General features: G+C 72.4%; 14 protein-coding genes. 7 read left to right on the top strand and 7 right to left on the bottom strand.

Going from position 1 to position 17,147, the window contains the following annotated elements:
- The first annotated feature begins 185 nt into the window (after positions 1-185).
- From tkt to pgl, 6 genes are all read left to right on the top strand, one after another.
- On the top strand, positions 186-2,324 hold the full coding sequence (gene tkt / locus ACIBJE_RS16225; protein ID WP_396748816.1) for a transketolase: 2,139 nt from the start codon (positions 186-188) through the stop codon (positions 2,322-2,324).
- 16 nt (positions 2,325-2,340) lie between these two features.
- The gene (gene tal / locus ACIBJE_RS16230; protein ID WP_396748819.1) at positions 2,341-3,462 is read left to right on the top strand and encodes a transaldolase; all 1,122 of its coding nucleotides are present in this window, start codon (positions 2,341-2,343) and stop codon (positions 3,460-3,462) included.
- Positions 3,459-5,108: a glucose-6-phosphate isomerase gene (locus tag ACIBJE_RS16235; RefSeq protein WP_396748821.1), complete on the top strand. Its 1,650-nt coding sequence runs from the start codon at positions 3,459-3,461 to the stop codon at positions 5,106-5,108. The genes tal and ACIBJE_RS16235 overlap by 4 nt, the downstream gene beginning before the upstream one ends.
- Before the next feature lie 2 nt (positions 5,109-5,110).
- A complete protein-coding gene (zwf, locus tag ACIBJE_RS16240; RefSeq protein ID WP_396748823.1) occupies positions 5,111-6,661 on the top strand; it encodes a glucose-6-phosphate dehydrogenase in 1,551 nt (516 codons plus the stop codon).
- On the top strand, positions 6,658-7,674 hold the full coding sequence (locus ACIBJE_RS16245; protein ID WP_396748825.1) for a glucose-6-phosphate dehydrogenase assembly protein OpcA: 1,017 nt from the start codon (positions 6,658-6,660) through the stop codon (positions 7,672-7,674). The genes zwf and ACIBJE_RS16245 overlap by 4 nt, the downstream gene beginning before the upstream one ends.
- Positions 7,675-7,812: 138 nt before the next feature.
- Positions 7,813-8,583, top strand: a complete 771-nt coding sequence (gene pgl, locus ACIBJE_RS16250; RefSeq protein WP_396748828.1) for a 6-phosphogluconolactonase — start codon at positions 7,813-7,815, stop codon at positions 8,581-8,583.
- Between the two features lie 252 nt (positions 8,584-8,835).
- Here pgl and secG read toward each other — a convergent pair whose 3' ends face one another.
- The 7 genes from secG to rapZ all read right to left on the bottom strand — a co-directional run bounded on the left by secG (position 8,836) and on the right by rapZ (position 15,532).
- Positions 8,836-9,090 carry a preprotein translocase subunit SecG gene (gene secG, locus ACIBJE_RS16255; RefSeq protein ID WP_396748830.1) on the bottom strand — a complete coding sequence of 85 codons (255 nt, stop codon included), beginning with the start codon at positions 9,088-9,090 and terminating at the stop codon, positions 8,836-8,838.
- Positions 9,091-9,183: 93 nt separating this feature from the next.
- A complete protein-coding gene (gene tpiA, locus ACIBJE_RS16260; RefSeq protein ID WP_396748832.1) occupies positions 9,184-9,975 on the bottom strand; it encodes a triose-phosphate isomerase in 792 nt (263 codons plus the stop codon).
- Positions 9,975-11,174, bottom strand: coding sequence for a phosphoglycerate kinase (locus ACIBJE_RS16265; RefSeq protein WP_396748834.1), 1,200 nt, complete (start codon positions 11,172-11,174; stop codon positions 9,975-9,977). Before ACIBJE_RS16265 ends, tpiA begins: the two co-directional genes overlap by 1 nt.
- On the bottom strand, positions 11,171-12,175 hold the full coding sequence (gene gap, locus ACIBJE_RS16270; protein WP_396748837.1) for a type I glyceraldehyde-3-phosphate dehydrogenase: 1,005 nt from the start codon (positions 12,173-12,175) through the stop codon (positions 11,171-11,173). The genes ACIBJE_RS16265 and gap overlap by 4 nt, the downstream gene beginning before the upstream one ends.
- A gap of 262 nt (positions 12,176-12,437) precedes the next feature.
- A complete protein-coding gene (whiA, locus tag ACIBJE_RS16275) occupies positions 12,438-13,418 on the bottom strand; it encodes a DNA-binding protein WhiA (RefSeq protein ID WP_396748839.1) in 981 nt (326 codons plus the stop codon).
- 81 nt (positions 13,419-13,499) lie between these two features.
- Entirely contained in the window at positions 13,500-14,633 is a 1,134-nt protein-coding gene (locus tag ACIBJE_RS16280; protein ID WP_396748842.1) for a 2-phospho-L-lactate transferase CofD family protein, read from the bottom strand.
- Positions 14,630-15,532, bottom strand: a complete 903-nt coding sequence (rapZ, locus tag ACIBJE_RS16285; RefSeq protein ID WP_396749250.1) for an RNase adapter RapZ — start codon at positions 15,530-15,532, stop codon at positions 14,630-14,632. The genes ACIBJE_RS16280 and rapZ overlap by 4 nt, the downstream gene beginning before the upstream one ends.
- 589 nt (positions 15,533-16,121) lie before the next feature.
- Between rapZ and ACIBJE_RS16290 the strand changes: the two genes are divergently transcribed.
- Positions 16,122-17,057 carry a trypsin-like serine peptidase gene (locus tag ACIBJE_RS16290; protein WP_396748844.1) on the top strand — a complete coding sequence of 312 codons (936 nt, stop codon included), beginning with the start codon at positions 16,122-16,124 and terminating at the stop codon, positions 17,055-17,057.
- Positions 17,058-17,147 lie beyond the last annotated feature (90 nt).

The raw sequence follows: 17,147 nt of genomic DNA on the forward strand, positions 1-17,147 counted from the left end.
TTCGCCCCGTCGCCCGTGCCCGCCATCACATCCCGCAGGGTGCCGGAACGCCGGACGGGGGCACGAGCGGGTGACCGGGCGAGCGGCGACGAAACCGCATGCAGAGATCCCCGGGCGGGGGTTTACCACCGCTCGATAGGGTCATCTCTGAGGGTTCCGCCCATCTGCCGAGGAGCACAACCATCGTGGCTGTCAAACGACCCGAGCACCCAAACCTGACCTGGTCCGACCTCGACCGACGGGCCGTCGACACCGTCCGTGTGCTGGCCATGGACGCCGTGGAGAAATCCGGCAACGGCCACCCCGGTACGGCGATGAGCCTCGCGCCCGCGGCGTACCTCCTTTTCAACAAGGTGATGCGGCACAACCCGGCCGACCCGAACTGGCCCGGACGGGACCGCTTCGTCCTCTCCTGCGGTCACTCCAGCCTCACCCTCTACATCCAGCTCTTCCTCACCGGTTACCCGCTCGGCCTGGACGACCTGAAGGCGCTCCGACAGTGGGGTTCGCTCACTCCCGGTCACCCCGAGCACGGGCACACCCCCGGCGTCGAGACCACCACCGGCCCGCTCGGGCAGGGGCTGGGCAACGCGGTCGGCATGGCGATGGCGGCCCGCCGGGAGCGCGGCCTCTTCGACCCGGACGCCGCGCCGGGCGCGTCGATCTTCGACCACCACATCTGGTGCATCGCCTCGGACGGTGACATCGAGGAGGGCATCAGCCACGAGGCCAGCGCCCTCGCCGGCCACCAGCAGCTCGGCAACCTCACCCTGATCTACGACGACAACGAGATCTCGATCGAGGACGACACCCGGATCGCCAAGAGCGAGGACGTCGCCGCCCGGTACGAGGCGTACGGCTGGCACGTGCAGACCGTCGACTGGCGACGCGGCGACGCCGACCAGGGCGACTACCACGAGGACGTCGAGGCGCTGTACACGGCACTGCTCGCCGCGAGGGCGGAGTCCGACCGTCCCTCGTTCATCGCGCTGCGCACCATCATCGGCTGGCCCGCGCCGAACAAGCAGAACACCGGCAAGATCCACGGCTCGGCGCTCGGCGCCGACGAGGTGGCCGCCACCAAGAAGGTGCTCGGCTTCGACCCGGAGCGCACCTTCGAGGTGACCGAGAAGGTGCTGGCGCACACCCGGGAGGCGTTGACCCGGGGCACGCAGGCCCAGCAGGAGTGGCAGGCGGCGTTCGACGGGTGGGCGAAGGCCGACCCGGAGCGCAAGGCGCTCTACGACCGGCTGGCCACCCGTACCCTGCCGCAGGGCTGGGCCGACGCGCTGCCGACGTTCCCGGCGGACGCCAAGGGCGTCGCCACCCGGGCCGCCTCCGGCAAGGTCCTGGAGGCCCTCGCCCCGGTGCTGCCGGAGCTGTGGGGCGGCTCGGCCGACCTGGCGGAGAGCAATAACACCACGATGAAGGGCGAGCCGTCCTTCGTCCCCGCCAGCCACGCCACCAAGGAGTTCCCCGGCCACGAGTACGGCCGCACGCTGCACTTCGGCATCCGCGAGCACGCCATGGGCGCGATCCTCAACGGCATCGCGCTGCACGGCGGCACCCGCCCGTACGGCGGTACGTTCCTGGTCTTCAGTGACTACATGCGGCCCGCGGTGCGGCTCGCCGCGCTGATGAAGCTGCCGGTGGTCTACGTCTGGACGCACGACTCGATCGGCCTCGGCGAGGACGGCCCCACCCACCAGCCGGTGGAGCACCTGACCGCGCTGCGGGCCATCCCCGGCCTGGACGTGGTCCGCCCCGCCGACGCCAACGAGACCGCCTGGGCCTGGCGCGCGGCGCTGGAGCACACCGACCGGCCGACCGCGCTGGCCCTGAGCCGCCAGCCGCTGCCGACCCTGGACCGGTCGACGCTGGCCGGCGCGGAGGGCGTGGCGAAGGGCGGCTACGTGCTGGCCGAGGCGAGCAACGGCAAGCCGCAGGTGATCCTGATCGGCACCGGCTCCGAGGTGCAGCTCTGCCTCACCGCGCGGGAGCGGCTGGAGGAGCAGGGCACCCCCACCCGGGTCGTCTCGATGCCCTGCCAGGAGTGGTTCTACGCGCAGGACGAGGCGTACCGCGAGTCGGTGCTGCCCCGCAGCGTGAAGGCCCGGGTCAGCGTCGAGGCGGGTATCGGCATGTCCTGGCGGGGCGTCGTCGGCGACAGCGGCGAGAGCGTGAGCCTGGAGCACTACGGGGCCAGCGCCCCGCACTCGGTGCTCTTCGAGCAGTTCGGCTTCACCCCCGACCGGATCGTGGCCGCCGCACACGCGTCGCTCACCCGGATCGGCGACATCACCGGTTTCACCACCGGCAACTGAGGGGAGCGTGAACGGTATGACTGACAGGTTGAGCGAGTTGACCGCTGCAGGCGTGGCGGTCTGGTTGGACGACCTCTCCCGGACCCGGCTCAGCTCCGGCGGGCTGGACCAGCTCCGGCGGGAGAAGCACGTGGCCGGGGTGACGACCAACCCGACCATCTTCGCCAAGGCGCTGAAGGACGCCGACGAGTACGACTGGCAGGTACGCGACCTGGCCGCCCGGGGCGTGCAGGTCGAGGAGGCCGTGCGCATGCTCACCACGTACGACGTGCGCTGGGCGTGTGACGTGATGCGTCCGTCGTACGACGGCAGCGCGGGCGTGGACGGCCGGGTCTCCATCGAGGTGGACCCGCGGCTGGCCCACGACGCGGAGAAGACCGTCGCCGAGGCCAAGGCCCTCTGGTGGCTGGTCGACCGGCCGAATCTGTTCATCAAGATCCCGGCGACCGAGGCCGGGCTGCCGGCGATCACCGCGACCCTCGCCGAGGGGATCAGCGTCAACGTCACGCTGATCTTCGGGCTGGAGCGCTACACGCAGGTGATGGAGGCCTTCCTCGCCGGCCTGGAGCAGGCGAAGGCGAACGGACACGACCTGTCGACGATCGGCTCGGTCGCCTCGTTCTTCGTCTCCCGGGTGGACGGCGAGATCGACAAGCGGCTGGAGAAGATCGGCTCCGCCGAGGCGAAGGGACTGCGCGGCAAGGCCGCCGTGGCCAACGCCCGGCTGGCGTACGAGCGCTACTCGGAGGTCTTCGCCTCCGACCGCTGGCAGGCCCTCGCCGACGCCGGGGCGCACCCGCAGCGCCCGCTCTGGGCGTCCACCTCGACGAAGAACCCGGACTACCGGGACGTGATCTACGTCGAGGAGCTGATCGCGCCCGGGACGGTCAACACCATGCCGGAGCCCGTGGTCCACGCGTACGCCGACCACGGCGAGACCCGGGGTGACACGGTCACCGGGGCGTACGACGAGTCGCGGCAGGTCTTCGCCGACCTGGAGTCGGTCGGCGTGGACATGGCCGACGTGATCGCCACCCTGGAACGTGAGGGTGTGGAGAAGTTCGAGGCGAGCTGGCAGGAACTGCTCGACGGGGTCCGGACGTCGCTGGAAGCGGCGCAGCGAGGAGGCAAGGCGTGAGTGACCTGCTGGACGGCCCGGTGGAGGCCGCTGCCGGACTGGCGGTGTACGGCGCGGCGGCGGTCGACGCCGCCGGCGCCACCTCCACCCGGGACGCGCTGGTGCGCTCCGGCGTGCCCGGACGACTGGCGGAGAAGGACCCCACCGTCTGGGGTCCGGAGGCCGAGCAGGAGGCCAAGATCCGGCTCGGCTGGGTGGACACCCACCGCCGCAGCCGGGACCTGCTCCCCCAGCTCGCCGAGCTGAAGGCCGAGCTGGGCGACCTGGACCACGTGGTGCTCGCCGGCATGGGCGGTTCCTCGCTGGCTCCGGAGGTGATCGCCCGGACCCTCGGGAAGCCGCTGACCGTGCTGGACACCACCGACCCGGGTCAGGTCCGGGCGGCGCTGGCCGACCGGCTGGAGCGGACGGTGGTCGTGGTGGCCAGCAAGTCCGGCTCCACCGTCGAGACCGACAGCCACCGGCGCGCGTACTGGCAGGCGTTCCTCGACGCGGGGCTGACCGAGGCCGAGGCCGGGCGGCACTTCGTGATCGTCACCGACCCGGGCTCCCCGCTGGAGGCCACCGCCACCGAGATGGGCGCCCACGTGGTGCTCGCCGACCCGGAGGTGGGTGGCCGGTTCTCCGCGCTGACCGCCTTCGGGCTGGTGCCGTCCGCGCTGGCCGGGGTCGACGTGGCCGAGCTGATCGACGAGGCCGAGGCGCTCGCGGAGAGCTTCGGCCGGGACACCGACAACCCGGGCCTGGCGCTCGGCGCCGCGCTCGGCGCCGCCGCCACCCAGGCCCGGGACAAGATCGCCCTGGTCAGTGACGGCACCGGCATCGAGGGGCTCGGCGACTGGGCCGAGCAGCTCGTCGCCGAGTCGACCGGCAAGTCCGGCGTCGGCATCCTGCCGGTGGTGGTGGAGTCGCCGGACAGCCCCGGCGTGACCGGGGACGACGTGCTCACCGTCAGCTACGGCGGGGCGCTGCCCGCCGGTGCGGTGCCAGGTGGCGGCGCGCAGCCGCACGTCGCGGTCAACGGCCCGCTCGGGGCGCACTTCCTGACCTGGGAGTACGCCACGGCGGTGGCCGGGGCGGTGCTCGGCATCGACCCGTTCAACCAGCCGAACGTGACCGAGAGCAAGGAGAACACCAACAAGATCCTGGCCGCCGGGCCGGTCACCGAGTCGCCGTCGTTCACCGACGGCGCGATCGAGGTGTACGCCCCGGCGGGCGCTCCGGGCGACCTGACCGGCGTGCTGCGGTGGCTGACCGACGGGATGGCCGACGGCGGTTACCTCGCGGTCATGGCGTACCTCGACCGGTTCGCCGACGCCGACGCGGGAGAGCTGCGGCCGCTGCTGGCCGGCGCGGCCGGACGGCCGGTCACCTTCGGCTGGGGACCGCGCTTCCTGCACTCCACCGGCCAGTACCACAAGGGCGGCCCGCAGGTCGGCAGCTTCCTCCAGGTCACCGGGGCGGTCGCCGAGGACCTGCCGGTGCCCGGGAAGCCGTACACGTTCGGTGAGCTCCAGGCGGCCCAGGCCGCCGGGGACCGGCAGGCCCTGGCCGGCCGGAGCCGCCCGCTGGTGCGGCTGCACCTGACCGACCGGACGGCGGGCGTGGCCCAACTGCTGGACGCGGCCCGACGGCTCCGGACGTGACGATGACCGGTACGGATCCGGCGGACCGAGGAGGCGGCGTGAACCCGCTGCGCGACCCGCAGGACCGGCGGCTGCCGAGGATCCCGGAGCCCTGCGCTTTGGTGATCTTCGGCGTCACCGGGGACCTGGCCCGCAAGAAACTGCTGCCCGCGGTCTACGACCTGGCCAACCGGGGGCTGCTGCCCCCGGGCTTCGTGGTCCTCGGCTTCGCCCGCCGGGACTGGGGCGACGGGGACTTCGAGTCACTGGCCCACGAGGCGGCCAAGAAGCACGCGCGCACCCCGTGGCGGGAGGAGGTGTGGGCGCGGCTGGCCGGCAACATCAAGTTCGTCGGCGGGTCGTTCGACGACGACGCCGCGTTCGACCACCTTGCGACCACCCTCGACGAGCTGCGCGCCACCCACGGCATCACCGGCAACGCCGCCTTCTACTTCTCCATCCCCCCGGCGGCGTTCCCGGTGGTGCTCAAGCAGCTCGCCCGCACCGGGATGGCCGACAACGCCAAGTCCGGCGGCTGGCGACGGGTCGTGGTCGAGAAGCCGTTCGGGCACGACCTGCCCTCGGCGAAGGAACTCAACGACCTGGTCGACGACGTCTTCACCAGCCAGGACGTCTTCCGGATCGACCACTACCTGGGCAAGGAGACGGTCCAGAACATCCTCGCCCTGCGGTTCGCGAACAACCTGTTCGAGCCGCTGTGGAACTCCCACTACGTCGACTCGGTGCAGATCACCATGGCCGAGGACGTCGGCATCGGCAGCCGGGCGGGCTTCTACGACTCCGCCGGCGCGGCCCGTGACGTGGTCCAGAACCACCTGCTGCAACTGCTGGCCCTGGTGGCGATGGAGGAGCCGACGAGCTTCGGCGCCGACGAGATCCGGGCCGAGAAGCTGAAGGTGCTCCGGGCGATCACCCTGCCGGAGGACATCTCCGAGGGCACCGTCCGCGGCCAGTACCTACCCGGCTGGGTCGGTGGGCAGCGGGCGGTCGGCTACCTGGACGAGGAGGGCGTCCCGGCGGACTCCACCACCGAGACGTACGTCGCGGTCCGGCTCGGCATCCAGAACCGCCGCTGGGCGGAGGTGCCGTTCTACATCCGCGCCGGCAAGCGGCTCCCCCGCCGGGTGACCGAGGTCGCCATCATGTTCAAGCGGGCCCCGCACCTGCCGTTCAACGACGCCGACATCGAGATGCTCGGCAACAACCAGCTCGTCATCCGGGTTCAACCGGACGAGGGCGTGGTGTTGAAGTTCGGCTCCAAGGTGCCGGGCACCACCATGGAGGTCCGGGACATCGCCATGGACTTCCAGTACGGCGAGGCGTTCACCGAGGCCAGCCCGGAGGCGTACGAGCGGCTGGTGCTGGACGTGCTGATCGGCGACCGCACCCTCTTCCCGGACGCCGCCGAGGTGGAGCAGAGCTGGCAGGTGGTGGACCCGCTGGAACGGGCCTGGGCGGGCAGCAAGCCGGAGCCGTACCGGGCCGGCGAGTGGGGTCCCCGGTCGGCCGACGAGATGCTGGCCCGCGAGGGCCGGGCCTGGAGACGAGCATGATCGGGCTGTGGGACACCACCGGCAACGAGGTGGTCAAGGCGCTCGCCGCCGAACGGCGCAGCGCGGGCGGGGTGGCCAGCGGCATGGCCCTCACGCTGATCGTGGTGGTCGACGAGAAGCGGGTCCGCGAGGCGGAGGCGGCGGCCACCATCGCCGCCGCCGCGCACCCGTGCCGGTTGCTGGTCGTGGTGCGCTCGGACGTGGAACGGGACCACAACCGGCTGGACGCGGAGATCGTCGTGGGCGGTCGGCTCGGCCCGTGCGAGGCGGTCGTCACCCGGATGTACGGCCGGCTCGCGCTGCACGCCGAGTCGGTGGTGATGCCCCTGCTGGTGCCGGACGTGCCGGTGGTGACCTGGTGGCACGACGAGCCGCCGCAGGAGATCGCCACCGACTTCCTCGGGGTGGTCGCCGACCGGCGGATCACCGACGCCGCCCAGGCCGCCGACCCGATCGAGGCGCTGCGCCAGCGGGCCCGGGACTACGCCCCGGGCGACACCGACCTGGCCTGGAGCCGGATCACCCCGTGGCGCACCCTGGTCGCGGGGGCCTTCGACACCACCCAGGCGGAGGTCGTCGAGGCGACCGTGCTGGCCCCCCGGACCGACCCGACGGCGGCGCTGATGTGCGGCTGGCTGGGCAGCCGGCTCGGCATCGAACCGCGCTGGGAGCACGTCGACGGGCAGCCCCGGATGCGTGAGGTGCGGTTGCGCTGCGCCAACGGCGACGAGCTGACCCTGACCCGGGAGGACAGCACGGCGACGTTCCGGCGTACCGGTCAGGCCGACCGGAGCCTGCCGCTGGTGCGGCGGCCCCTCGGCGACGAGCTGGCCGAGGAGCTGCGCCGGCTGGACGCCGACCAGATCTACGCCGAGGCCCTCGGGGCGGCGGCGGGGATCTCCGGCCTGGACGACCGTCCCGCCCAGCGGGTGCACGTCTGGAAGGATCCGGCCACCGCGCGCCGTGCCGAGGCGGGCGTCACCGCGCACGCCTCGACGAACGACGCTTCCTGACCGCCCGGCCGGTCCGCCGGTCACCGAACCCGGTGACCGGCGGGCCGGCCGGGAACCACACGTACGCGGGCGGGGCCGCCCGGGCGACGACCAGGTACCGCCGGGCGGGACGCCCGGCGGTCGACGAGAAGGCACGAGATGAGTGAGGCGAGTGTCGCCGTACACGCCGACGCCGACCTGCTGGCGCAGGCGGTCGCGGCCCGGCTCGTGGTGCGGCTGCTCGACGCGCAGGCCGACCGGGGCCAGGCGTCGGTGGTGCTGACCGGGGGGCGGATCGCCGCCGCCGTCTACCGGGCGGTGGTGGCCCTGCCGGCCCGGGACGCGGTCGACTGGTCACGGGTGGACGTCTGGTGGGGCGACGAACGGTTCCTCCCCGCCGGGGACCCGGAGCGCAACGAGACCCAGGCCCGAACCGCCCTGCTGGACCAGCTCCCCCTCGACCCGGCCCGGATCCACCCGATGCCGGCCTCGGACGGCCCGGTCGGGGCGGACCCGGAGGCGGCGGCGGCCCGGTACGCCGAGGAACTCGCCGCCTCGGCCCGCCCCGGGCACGCCACCCTGCCCCACTTCGACGTGCTGCTCCTCGGCGTCGGCGAGGACGGGCACGTCGCGTCGGTGTTTCCCGAACATCCGGTGCACTACGAGAGCCGCCCGGTCAGCGCGGTGCGGGGCAGCCCGAAACCGCCGCCGGTACGCACCACGCTGACCCTGCCCGCGATCAACACCGCCGAGGAGGTGTGGCTGATCGCCAGCGGCGCGGACAAGGCGGCGCCGGTCCACATGGCGCTCGACGGCGCGGGGCCGGTGCAGTTGCCGGCCGCCGGGGTGGCGGGCGTCAGCCGTACCCTCTGGCTGCTCGACCGGGCTGCGGCGGCGGACGTGCGCCCCCGCTTCCGTAGCCTCCGCTGAACCCCCACTCCGCTACGCCGTTCCACGTTGCGCCGCCCCACCGCACTGCCCGCCCGCTGACCCGCCCAGGTGGTTGCAGGGGACCCTTGCTACCGCTTTTTGCCCTGCAAGGTGCCCTTGCAGCCGCCCGGCGCCCGGCAGGGTAGCAACCACCTGACGCACGGGAGGCGCAACCGGCGACGGGGCGAAAAAGAACCGCGCGCGGCCCGGGGGACGGGCCGCGCGCGGGCGGTGACGACGGGAGTGTCCGCCTCAGGCGGGAACCGCCAGCTTGAGCCAGAGCCCGAGGCCGATGATGCAGGCGAACCAGACGATGCCCACCAGGACGGTGTAGCGGTCGAGGTTCTTCTCGGCCACGGACGAGCCGGCGAGGCTGGAGCTGACCCCGCCGCCGAACATGCTCGACATCCCGCCGCCCTTGCCCCGGTGCAGCAGGATCAGCATGGTGAGCAGGATGCTCGTGATCGTCAGCAACCCGATCAACGTGTATGCGAACCAAGTCGGCATGGCTGGGGTCAGTCCTCTCATTGCGATCCTCGCCCCGCGTGTCGGGCGTGCGGCACCGACCGACGGACGGGCGGAGTCAAGGATAGCGAGCGATCAGCGGGTGATGTGCTCCGGGAAGCGGCAGATCTGCGCGAATTCCTCGGCGTCGAGGCTGGCGCCGCCGACGAGTGCGCCGTCCACGTCCGGCTTGGCCATGATCGCGGCGACGTTCGACGCCTTGACCGACCCGCCGTAGAGGACCCGGACCTGGTCCGCGGTCGCCTGGTCGTACAGCTCGGCGAGGCGCTCCCGCACCGCACCGCACACCTCCTGGGCGTCGTCCGGCGTCGCGGTCTTGCCGGTGCCGATCGCCCAGACCGGCTCGTACGCGATGACGACCTTGGTGACCTGCTCGGCGCTGAGCCCCTTCAGGCCGGCGGTGAGCTGGTCCTGGCAGTGCGCGACGTGCCGCTGCTCGTCCCGCACGTCCAGCCCCTCGCCCACGCAGAGGATCGGGGTGAGCCCGTTGCCGAGCGCAGCAGTGACCTTGGCGTTGACCAGCGCGTCGTCCTCGTGGTGGTACGCGCGCCGCTCCGAGTGCCCGACCGCCACGTACGAGCAGCCGAGCTTCGCCAGCATCGCCCCGGAGATCTCCCCGGTGTACGCCCCCGACTGGTGCGCGGAGAGGTCCTGGGCGCCGTAGCCGATGAGCAGCTTGTCGCCGTCGACCGCGGTCTGCACCGTCCGCAGGTCGGTGAAGGGCGGCAGCACGACGCACTCGACGTCGGTGAGCTGCTTCTCGGTGAGGCTGGCCGCCAGCTTCTGGAGCAGGAGGTTGGCCTCGAAGTGGTTCAGGTTCATCTTCCAGTTGCCGGCCATCAGGGGCCGGCGGGTGACCGCTGCCATCAGTCCTCCAGCGCCGCGATGCCGGGGAGGGTCTTGCCCTCGAGGTATTCCAGCGAGGCGCCCCCGCCGGTGGAGATGTGCCCGAACGAGGACTCGTCGAGCCCGAGCGCCCGCACCGCGGCGGCGGAGTCGCCGCCGCCGACGACGGTGAACGCGTCGGTCTTGGTGATCGCCTCGGCGACCCCCCGGGTGCCGTTCGCGAACGCCGGCATCTCGAACACGCCCATCGGCCCGTTCCAGAAGACCGTCTTCGCGCCGGAGAGCGCGGCGGCGAAGCCGGCCACCGTCTCCGGGCCGATGTCCAGCCCGAGCCGGTGGCTCGGAATGCCGTCGGCGCGGACGGTGTCGTGCGCCGCGTCCGGGGCGAAGGCGTCCGCCGCCACCACGTCGACCGGGAGCATGATCTTGCCCTCGGACCGCTCCAGCAGGTTGCGGCAGGTCTCGACCATCTCCTCCTCCAGCAGCGAGGTGCCCACCTCGTGGCCCTGGGCCTTGAGGAAGGTGAAGCACATCCCGCCGCCGATGAGCAGCCGGTCGACCTTCGGCAGCAGCGCCTCGATCACCGCGAGCTTGTCGGAGACCTTGGAGCCACCGAGGATCACCACGTACGGGCGCTCCGGCTCGCCGGTGAGCCGGCCGAGCACCTCGACCTCACGGAGCACGAGGCGGCCGGCCACATGCGGCAGCCGGGCCGGGACGTCGTACACGCTGGCGTGCCTACGGTGCACCGCGCCGAACGCGTCGTCCACGTACGCCTCGCCGAAGCCGGCGAGCTGGTCGGCGAAGGCACCCCGCTCGGCGTCGTCCTTGCTGGTCTCCCCCTTGTTGAAACGGAGGTTCTCCAGCAGCGCGACCTGGCCGTCGGCCAGCGCCTCCACGGTGGAGCGGGCCGAGTCGCCGACGGTGTCGGTGGCGAAGTGCACCGGCGCGCCGAGCAGCTCGCCGAGCCGCCCGGCGACCGGGCGGAGGCTGTACTGCGGGTCCGGGGCGCCCTTCGGACGGCCCAGGTGCGAGCAGACGACCACCTTCGCGCCGCCCTGCACCAGAGCGCCCAGCGTCGGCAGCACCGCGCGGATGCGGCCGTCGTCAGTGATCTGGCCGGTCTGCTTGTCGAGGGGCACGTTCAGGTCGGCGCGCACCAGCACGCGCCGACCTGAGACCCCCTCGGCGAGCAGGTCGTCGAGGGTACGGATGGTCACAGCGACGAACCCACCAGCTTGACCAGGTCGACCAGGCGGTTCGAGTAGCCCCACTCGTTGTCGTACCAGCCGACGACCTTGACCTGGTTGCCGATGACCTTGGTCAGCGGCGCGTCGAAGATGCAGGAGGCCGGGTCGGTGACGATGTCGGCCGACACGATCGGGTCCTCGTTGTAGACCAGGACGCCCTTGAGCGGGCCCTCGGCGGCGGCCTTGATGGCGGCGTTGACCTCGTCGACGGTGGTCTCCCGGCCGACCTCGACGGTCAGGTCGGTGGCGGAGCCGGTCGGGATCGGCACGCGCAGCGCGTAGCCGTCCAGCTTGCCCTTGAGCTCCGGCAGGACCAGGCCGATCGCCTTCGCGGCGCCGGTGGAGGTCGGCACGATGTTCAGCGCGGCGGCGCGGGCCCGGCGCAGGTCCGAGTGCGGCGCGTCCTGGAGGTTCTGGTCCTGGGTGTACGCGTGGATCGTGGTCATCAGGCCCTTCTGGATGCCGAAGGTGTCGTGCAGGACCTTCGCCATCGGGGCCAGACAGTTGGTGGTGCAGGAGGCGTTCGAGATGATGGTGTGCTTGGCCGGGTCGTAGTCGCCCTGGTTGACGCCCATCACGACGGTGACGTCCTCGTTCTTCGCCGGGGCGGAGATGATGACCTTCTTGGCCCCGCCGTCGACGTGGGCCTTGGCCTTGGTGGCGTCGGTGAAGAAGCCGGTGGACTCGATGACCACGTCCACGCCCAGGTCGCCCCAGGGCAGCTTGCCCGGGTCGCGCTCGGCGTACGCCTTGATGGTCTTGCCACCGACGGTGATCTCGTCGGCGGTGGCCTTGACCTCGTGCGGGAGGCGACCGAGGATGCTGTCGTACTTGAGCAGGTGGGCGAGCGTGGCGTTGTCGGTCAGGTCGTTCACGGCGACGACCTCGACGTCCGCGCCGGACGCCAGCACTGCCCGGAAGAAGTTGCGGCCGATGCGGCCGAAGCCGTTGATGCCAACCCGGATGGTCACAGGTCCCATCTCCTCGCGTTCTGGTCCGCCGGCGCCAGAGGCGGCCGGCGAGTTGATGTGCGCCGGCCGTTTGGAGCCGGCCGTTGACAGATCATCTCGGCCACCCCGCCGCGGTCCGACGGACCAGACCGCCGAGGCGGTGGGTGCGGCTGGGGAAGCCGGTTGCCGGCCCCCTTGCCGTACGCTGCGACCCTATCCGAGCACACGTCGGCTCGCTGCGCCGGGGCGTGAACCCGGACGCCGCCAGCGGCCCACCGTCCTATCAGACCACGAGCATGTCGGGCGTGACTGCCGCTTCGGTATCGGGGATGCCGAGGTCGCGGGCGCGCTTGTCGGCGAGCGCGAGCAGCCGGCGGATCCGGCCGGCGATGGCGTCCTTGGTCAGCGGCGGGTCGGCCAGCGCGCCGAGTTCCTCCAGGGAGGCCTGCCGGTGCTCCAGGCGCAGCCGGCCGGCGGAGGTGAGGTGCTCGGGGGCGTCGTCGGCGAGGATCTCCAGGGCCCGCGTCACCCGGGCGGCGGCGGCGACCGCCGCCCGCGCCGAGCGGCGCAGGTTGGCGTCGTCGAAGTTCGCCAGCCGGTTCGCCGTGGCCCGGACCTCGCGCCGCACCCGGCGCTCCTCCCACGCGAGCACGCTGGAGTGGGCACCGACCCGGGTGAGCAGCGCGGCGATCGCGTCGCCGTCCTTGACCACCACCCGGTCCACGCCGCGCACCTCGCGGTTCTTGGCGGTGATCCCGATCCGGCGGGCCGCGCCGACCAGGGCGAGGGCCGACTCCGGGCCGGGGCAGGTGATCTCCAGGGCGCTGGACCGGCCCGGCTCGGTCAGCGAGCCGTGCGCCATGAACGCGCCCCGCCAGGCCGACACGGCGCAGCAGACGTTGGCGGCGACCACGTGCGGGGGCAGGCCGCGCACCGGACGGCCCCGGACGTCCAGCAGCCCGGTCTGCCGGGCCAGCGACTCGCCGTCCTTGACCACCCGGACGATGAAGTGGCTGCCCTTGCGCAGGCCGCCGGAGGCGAGTACGTGGATCTCACTCGGGTAGCCGTAGACCTCGGCGATCTCGCGGCGCAGGCGTCGGGCAGCCGCCCCGGTGTCCAGCTCCGCCTCGACCACCACCCGACCGGAGACGATGTGCAGCCCACCGGCGAACCGCAGCAGGGCGGTCATCTCCGCCCGTCGGCAGCAGGGCTTGGGCACGTCGACCCGACTCAGCTCGTCCTTGACCGCAGCCGTCATCGCCATTGTGCGTCCCCTCACGGACCGGTTCCGGCGTGCCGCCGGTGCTTACGTAGGTGCTTAACGACCGGTGATTAACGTAGGTGCTTAACGAGCGGCGCCCAGGACAGGCACCAGGGCGGCGCCCAGGGCGGCCGGATCGTGCCGGGCAGTGCCGTCTGCGACGGCGACCGGGGCGAGCACGAGCCGGGCACCCAGCGATTCTGCCGCACGGGCCAGCGACTCCGGATCCTTCACCACCCGGTCGTCGGCGAGCACGCAGTCGGCCGTGAGTTCCGGAAGGTAGCGGCGCAGCGCGGCGAGGTGACCGGCGGCGGAGAGCCCGAGAGTCTCCTTCTCGGCGGAGAGGTTCAGGGTGACCAGCCGCCGGGCCGGGCTGGCGACGACCGCGGCGGCCAGGCCGGGCACCAGCAGGTGCGGCAGGACGCTGGTGTACCAGCTACCCGGCCCGAAGATCAGCCAGTCGGCGTCCCCGATCGCCGCCACCGCCTCCGGACAGGCGACCGGCGCGGCCGGGGTGAGCCGCAGCGCCTCCACCCGGCCGGTGGTGACCGCCACCTGGTGCTGTCCGCGCACGGTGCGGACCTCGTCCGGTCGGGTCGGGTCCGCGCCGCGCACCTGCGCCTCGATGCCGACCGGCTCGCAGGACATCGGCAGCACCCGGCCGACCGTCCCGAGCATGGTGCCGGCGTGCTCCAACGCGACCACCGGATCGCCGAGCAGTTCCATCAGGCCGAACAGCACCAGGTTGCCGACCGCATGCCCGTCCAGGCCGTCCGCGCACCCACCGTCGGGCCGGTCCCCGTTCCCGATCGACGCGGGCCCCGGGGCGGCCGGGGTCGACGCCCCGCCGGCCGGGGGCCGTACCGCCGGGTCGCCGGTCGCGGACGTACCGCCGGTCGCGGGGACGCCGACACCGACCGCGACGCCGGTCGGGGTCGCGGCGTCGGCGCCGGTACGGGCGAACCGGTGCTGGAACAGCCGCGCGCTGCGCCGGGTGGCCGGATGGTCCCCGGCCAGGGCGACCAGCGCCTGGCGGAGGTCGCCGGGAGGCAGTCCCCCCCGGGCGGCGCGCAGCCGGCCGCTGGAACCACCGTCGTCACCCACGGTCACCACGGCGGTGATGTCGAGGTCGAGTTCGGGAGCGCACCGGCGCAACGCGCGCAGCGACGCGGAGAGGCCGTGCCCACCGCCGAAGGCCACCACCTTCGTCGCCGTCATTCGCGCCCCAGATCCCGGTGTTGGGCGTTGGCGGCGAGACCGGACTGGCGCAGCCGCGCCGCCAGTTCCTCGGTGATCGCCACGCTGCGGTGCTTGCCCCCGGTGCAGCCCACCGCCACGGTCAGGTACCGCTTGCCCTCCCGCTCGAAGCCGGCGGTGGTGGCGTTGACCAGGTCGGCGTAGGACGACACGAACGTCTCGGCACCCTCCTGGCCGAGCACGTACTCGCTGACCGGCGCGTCCCGGCCGGTCTGCTCACGCAGGTCCGGCACCCAGAACGGGTTCGGCAGGAACCGGGCGTCGAGCACGAAGTCGGCGTCCGGCGGGAGGCCGTACTTGAAGCCGAAGGAGAGCACGGTCACCCGCAGCCGCCGGGCGTCCTCCTCGCCGAAGAGCTCCTCGATGCGCCGCCGGAGCTGGTTGACGTTGAGGTGGCTGGTGTCGATGATCACGTCGGCCTGGTCCCGGGCCTCCTCCAGCAGGCTGCGCTCGACCGCGATGCCGTCGGCCAGCCGGCCGTCGCCCTGCAACGGGTGCGAGCGGCGGACGCTCTCGAAGCGCCGGATGAGCACCTCGTCGTCGGCGTCGACGAAGACCACCCGCGGGGAGAAGCCCCGGTCCTTCAGCTCCCGGATCGCGCCGGCCAGGTCGGTGGAGAAGGCGCGCGAGCGCACGTCCAACACCATCGCGGTACGCCGGGCCGCGCCGCCGGCCTTCGACGCCAGCTCGGCCATGTCGAGCAGGAGCGCCTGCGGCAGGTTGTCGACCACGTAGTAGCCGACGTTCTCCAGGGCCCGGGCCACCGTGCTCCGGCCACCACCGGAGAGCCCGGTGACCACGACCAGGCTCGTCTCCCCCTCGGTGTACGGCTCTCCCGGTGTCCCGGCGTACGGCTCCACCGGTGTGGAACCCTCCGCCACCGGAGCCTGGCCCGTCAGCGCCTCGTTCACCTGCTACCCCCCGGCGGTGGCCCTGCGGCCACCACCGACCGCGACGTCAGGGAGCGACTCTATCCCGCGTCCGGTCTGTCGCCCCCCGACCCCGTTCACCGGCCCGTCCGGCGCGCCACGGTCGCCGTGCCGGGTCGGCCGACCGGGTGGCCGGCCGGTCCGACGACCCCTGCCAGCACGTACGGGTGGTTCTGCCATGACGGACCGGGCACCCGCCGTGAACCCCATGTAACATTTATGGAAACCGACCGAGCCCATTTCGGGACCCCATTCGTGGGAATGGCGCGGATGACAATCGCCCCTATACCCCGCCAGCCCCCTTTTCCGGACTTGCCTCCCGACCAAGAACTCACTCGGGCAACCCCCTCATGTCACCTCATCTCCATTTCCGCGAATCTGTGCGCGAGCGATACCACGACACCGCGACCGGAACCAGCCATGTACGGATAACCGAAATAAATAAATCGAGGCATGCGCATTGGCAATTTGCCTGGCTAGGGTGATGCCTGCCCGTATCCCCGCCCTGTGAGGGAGAGCCATGACGCGATTGTCAGTCCGTCGTCGGGTCCGCCTGCTGGCCGTGGCGACCGCCACGGCAGCAGCCCTGCTCGCCGCCGGAGGCGTCCCGGCCTCGGCCGAGCCCGCCACCAGCCGGGTCAGCCCGGACAGCCCCACCGCCAGCGTCAACGTCCCCGCTCCCGGCCCCGGCGTCGCGGCCACGTCCACCAGTTCACCGAGCTTCGCCGGCACCGGCACCCCGACCCGCTCCCGCGACCGCGCGATCGACGAGGGCGCACCCGGCACCAACTCGATCATCGGTGCCGACCAGCGGTACCGCGTCAACCCCACCACCGGCTTCCCCTACCGGGCGGTCGCGCTGATCACCTTCTCGGGTGGTCGCTGCACCGGCTGGTTCTACGGCCCGGACGTGGTCGGCACGGCCGGGCACTGCCTGCACAGCGGCGGCTCCGGCGGTTCATGGTCGACCAACGTGGTCGTCTACCCCGGTTACAACGGCTCCGGTGGCGCACCGTACGGCTCCTGCACCGCCAAGAGCCTGCACTCGGTCGTCGGCTGGACCACCAACGCCAACCACGAGTTCGACTACGGCACCGTCAAGCTCAACTGCCGGCTCGGTGACACCGTCGGCTGGTTCGGGTACTTCTGGCAGTCGGCCAGCCTGAACGGCCTGCCCACCCGGGCCTGCGGCTACCCCGGTGACAAGCCGCTCGAGCAGTGGTGCGGTGACCTGGACGAGGGCGTCCAGGCCACCGTGGTCAACTCCACCACCGAGAAGGTCTACTACCGCAACGACACCGTCGGCGGCAACAGCGGCGGCCCGGTCCACTACAACCGCGCCGACTGCGGCGAGTGCGTCATGGCGTACCACGGCTACGGCGGCAACCCCAACTCGGGCAAGCGCATCACCGAGTCGACCTTCGCCAACATGCAGTACTGGACGTCCCTGCCCTGATCCACCGTTCCCGGGCGGCACCCGAACGGGTGCCGCCCGCTCGGCGCATGTCGCGTCAGGCCTCATTCGATCCGCGTTCCGGCCATCCCC

Source organism: Micromonospora sp. NPDC050187 (assembly GCF_044459745.1).
GTDB lineage: Bacteria > Actinomycetota > Actinomycetes > Mycobacteriales > Micromonosporaceae > Micromonospora.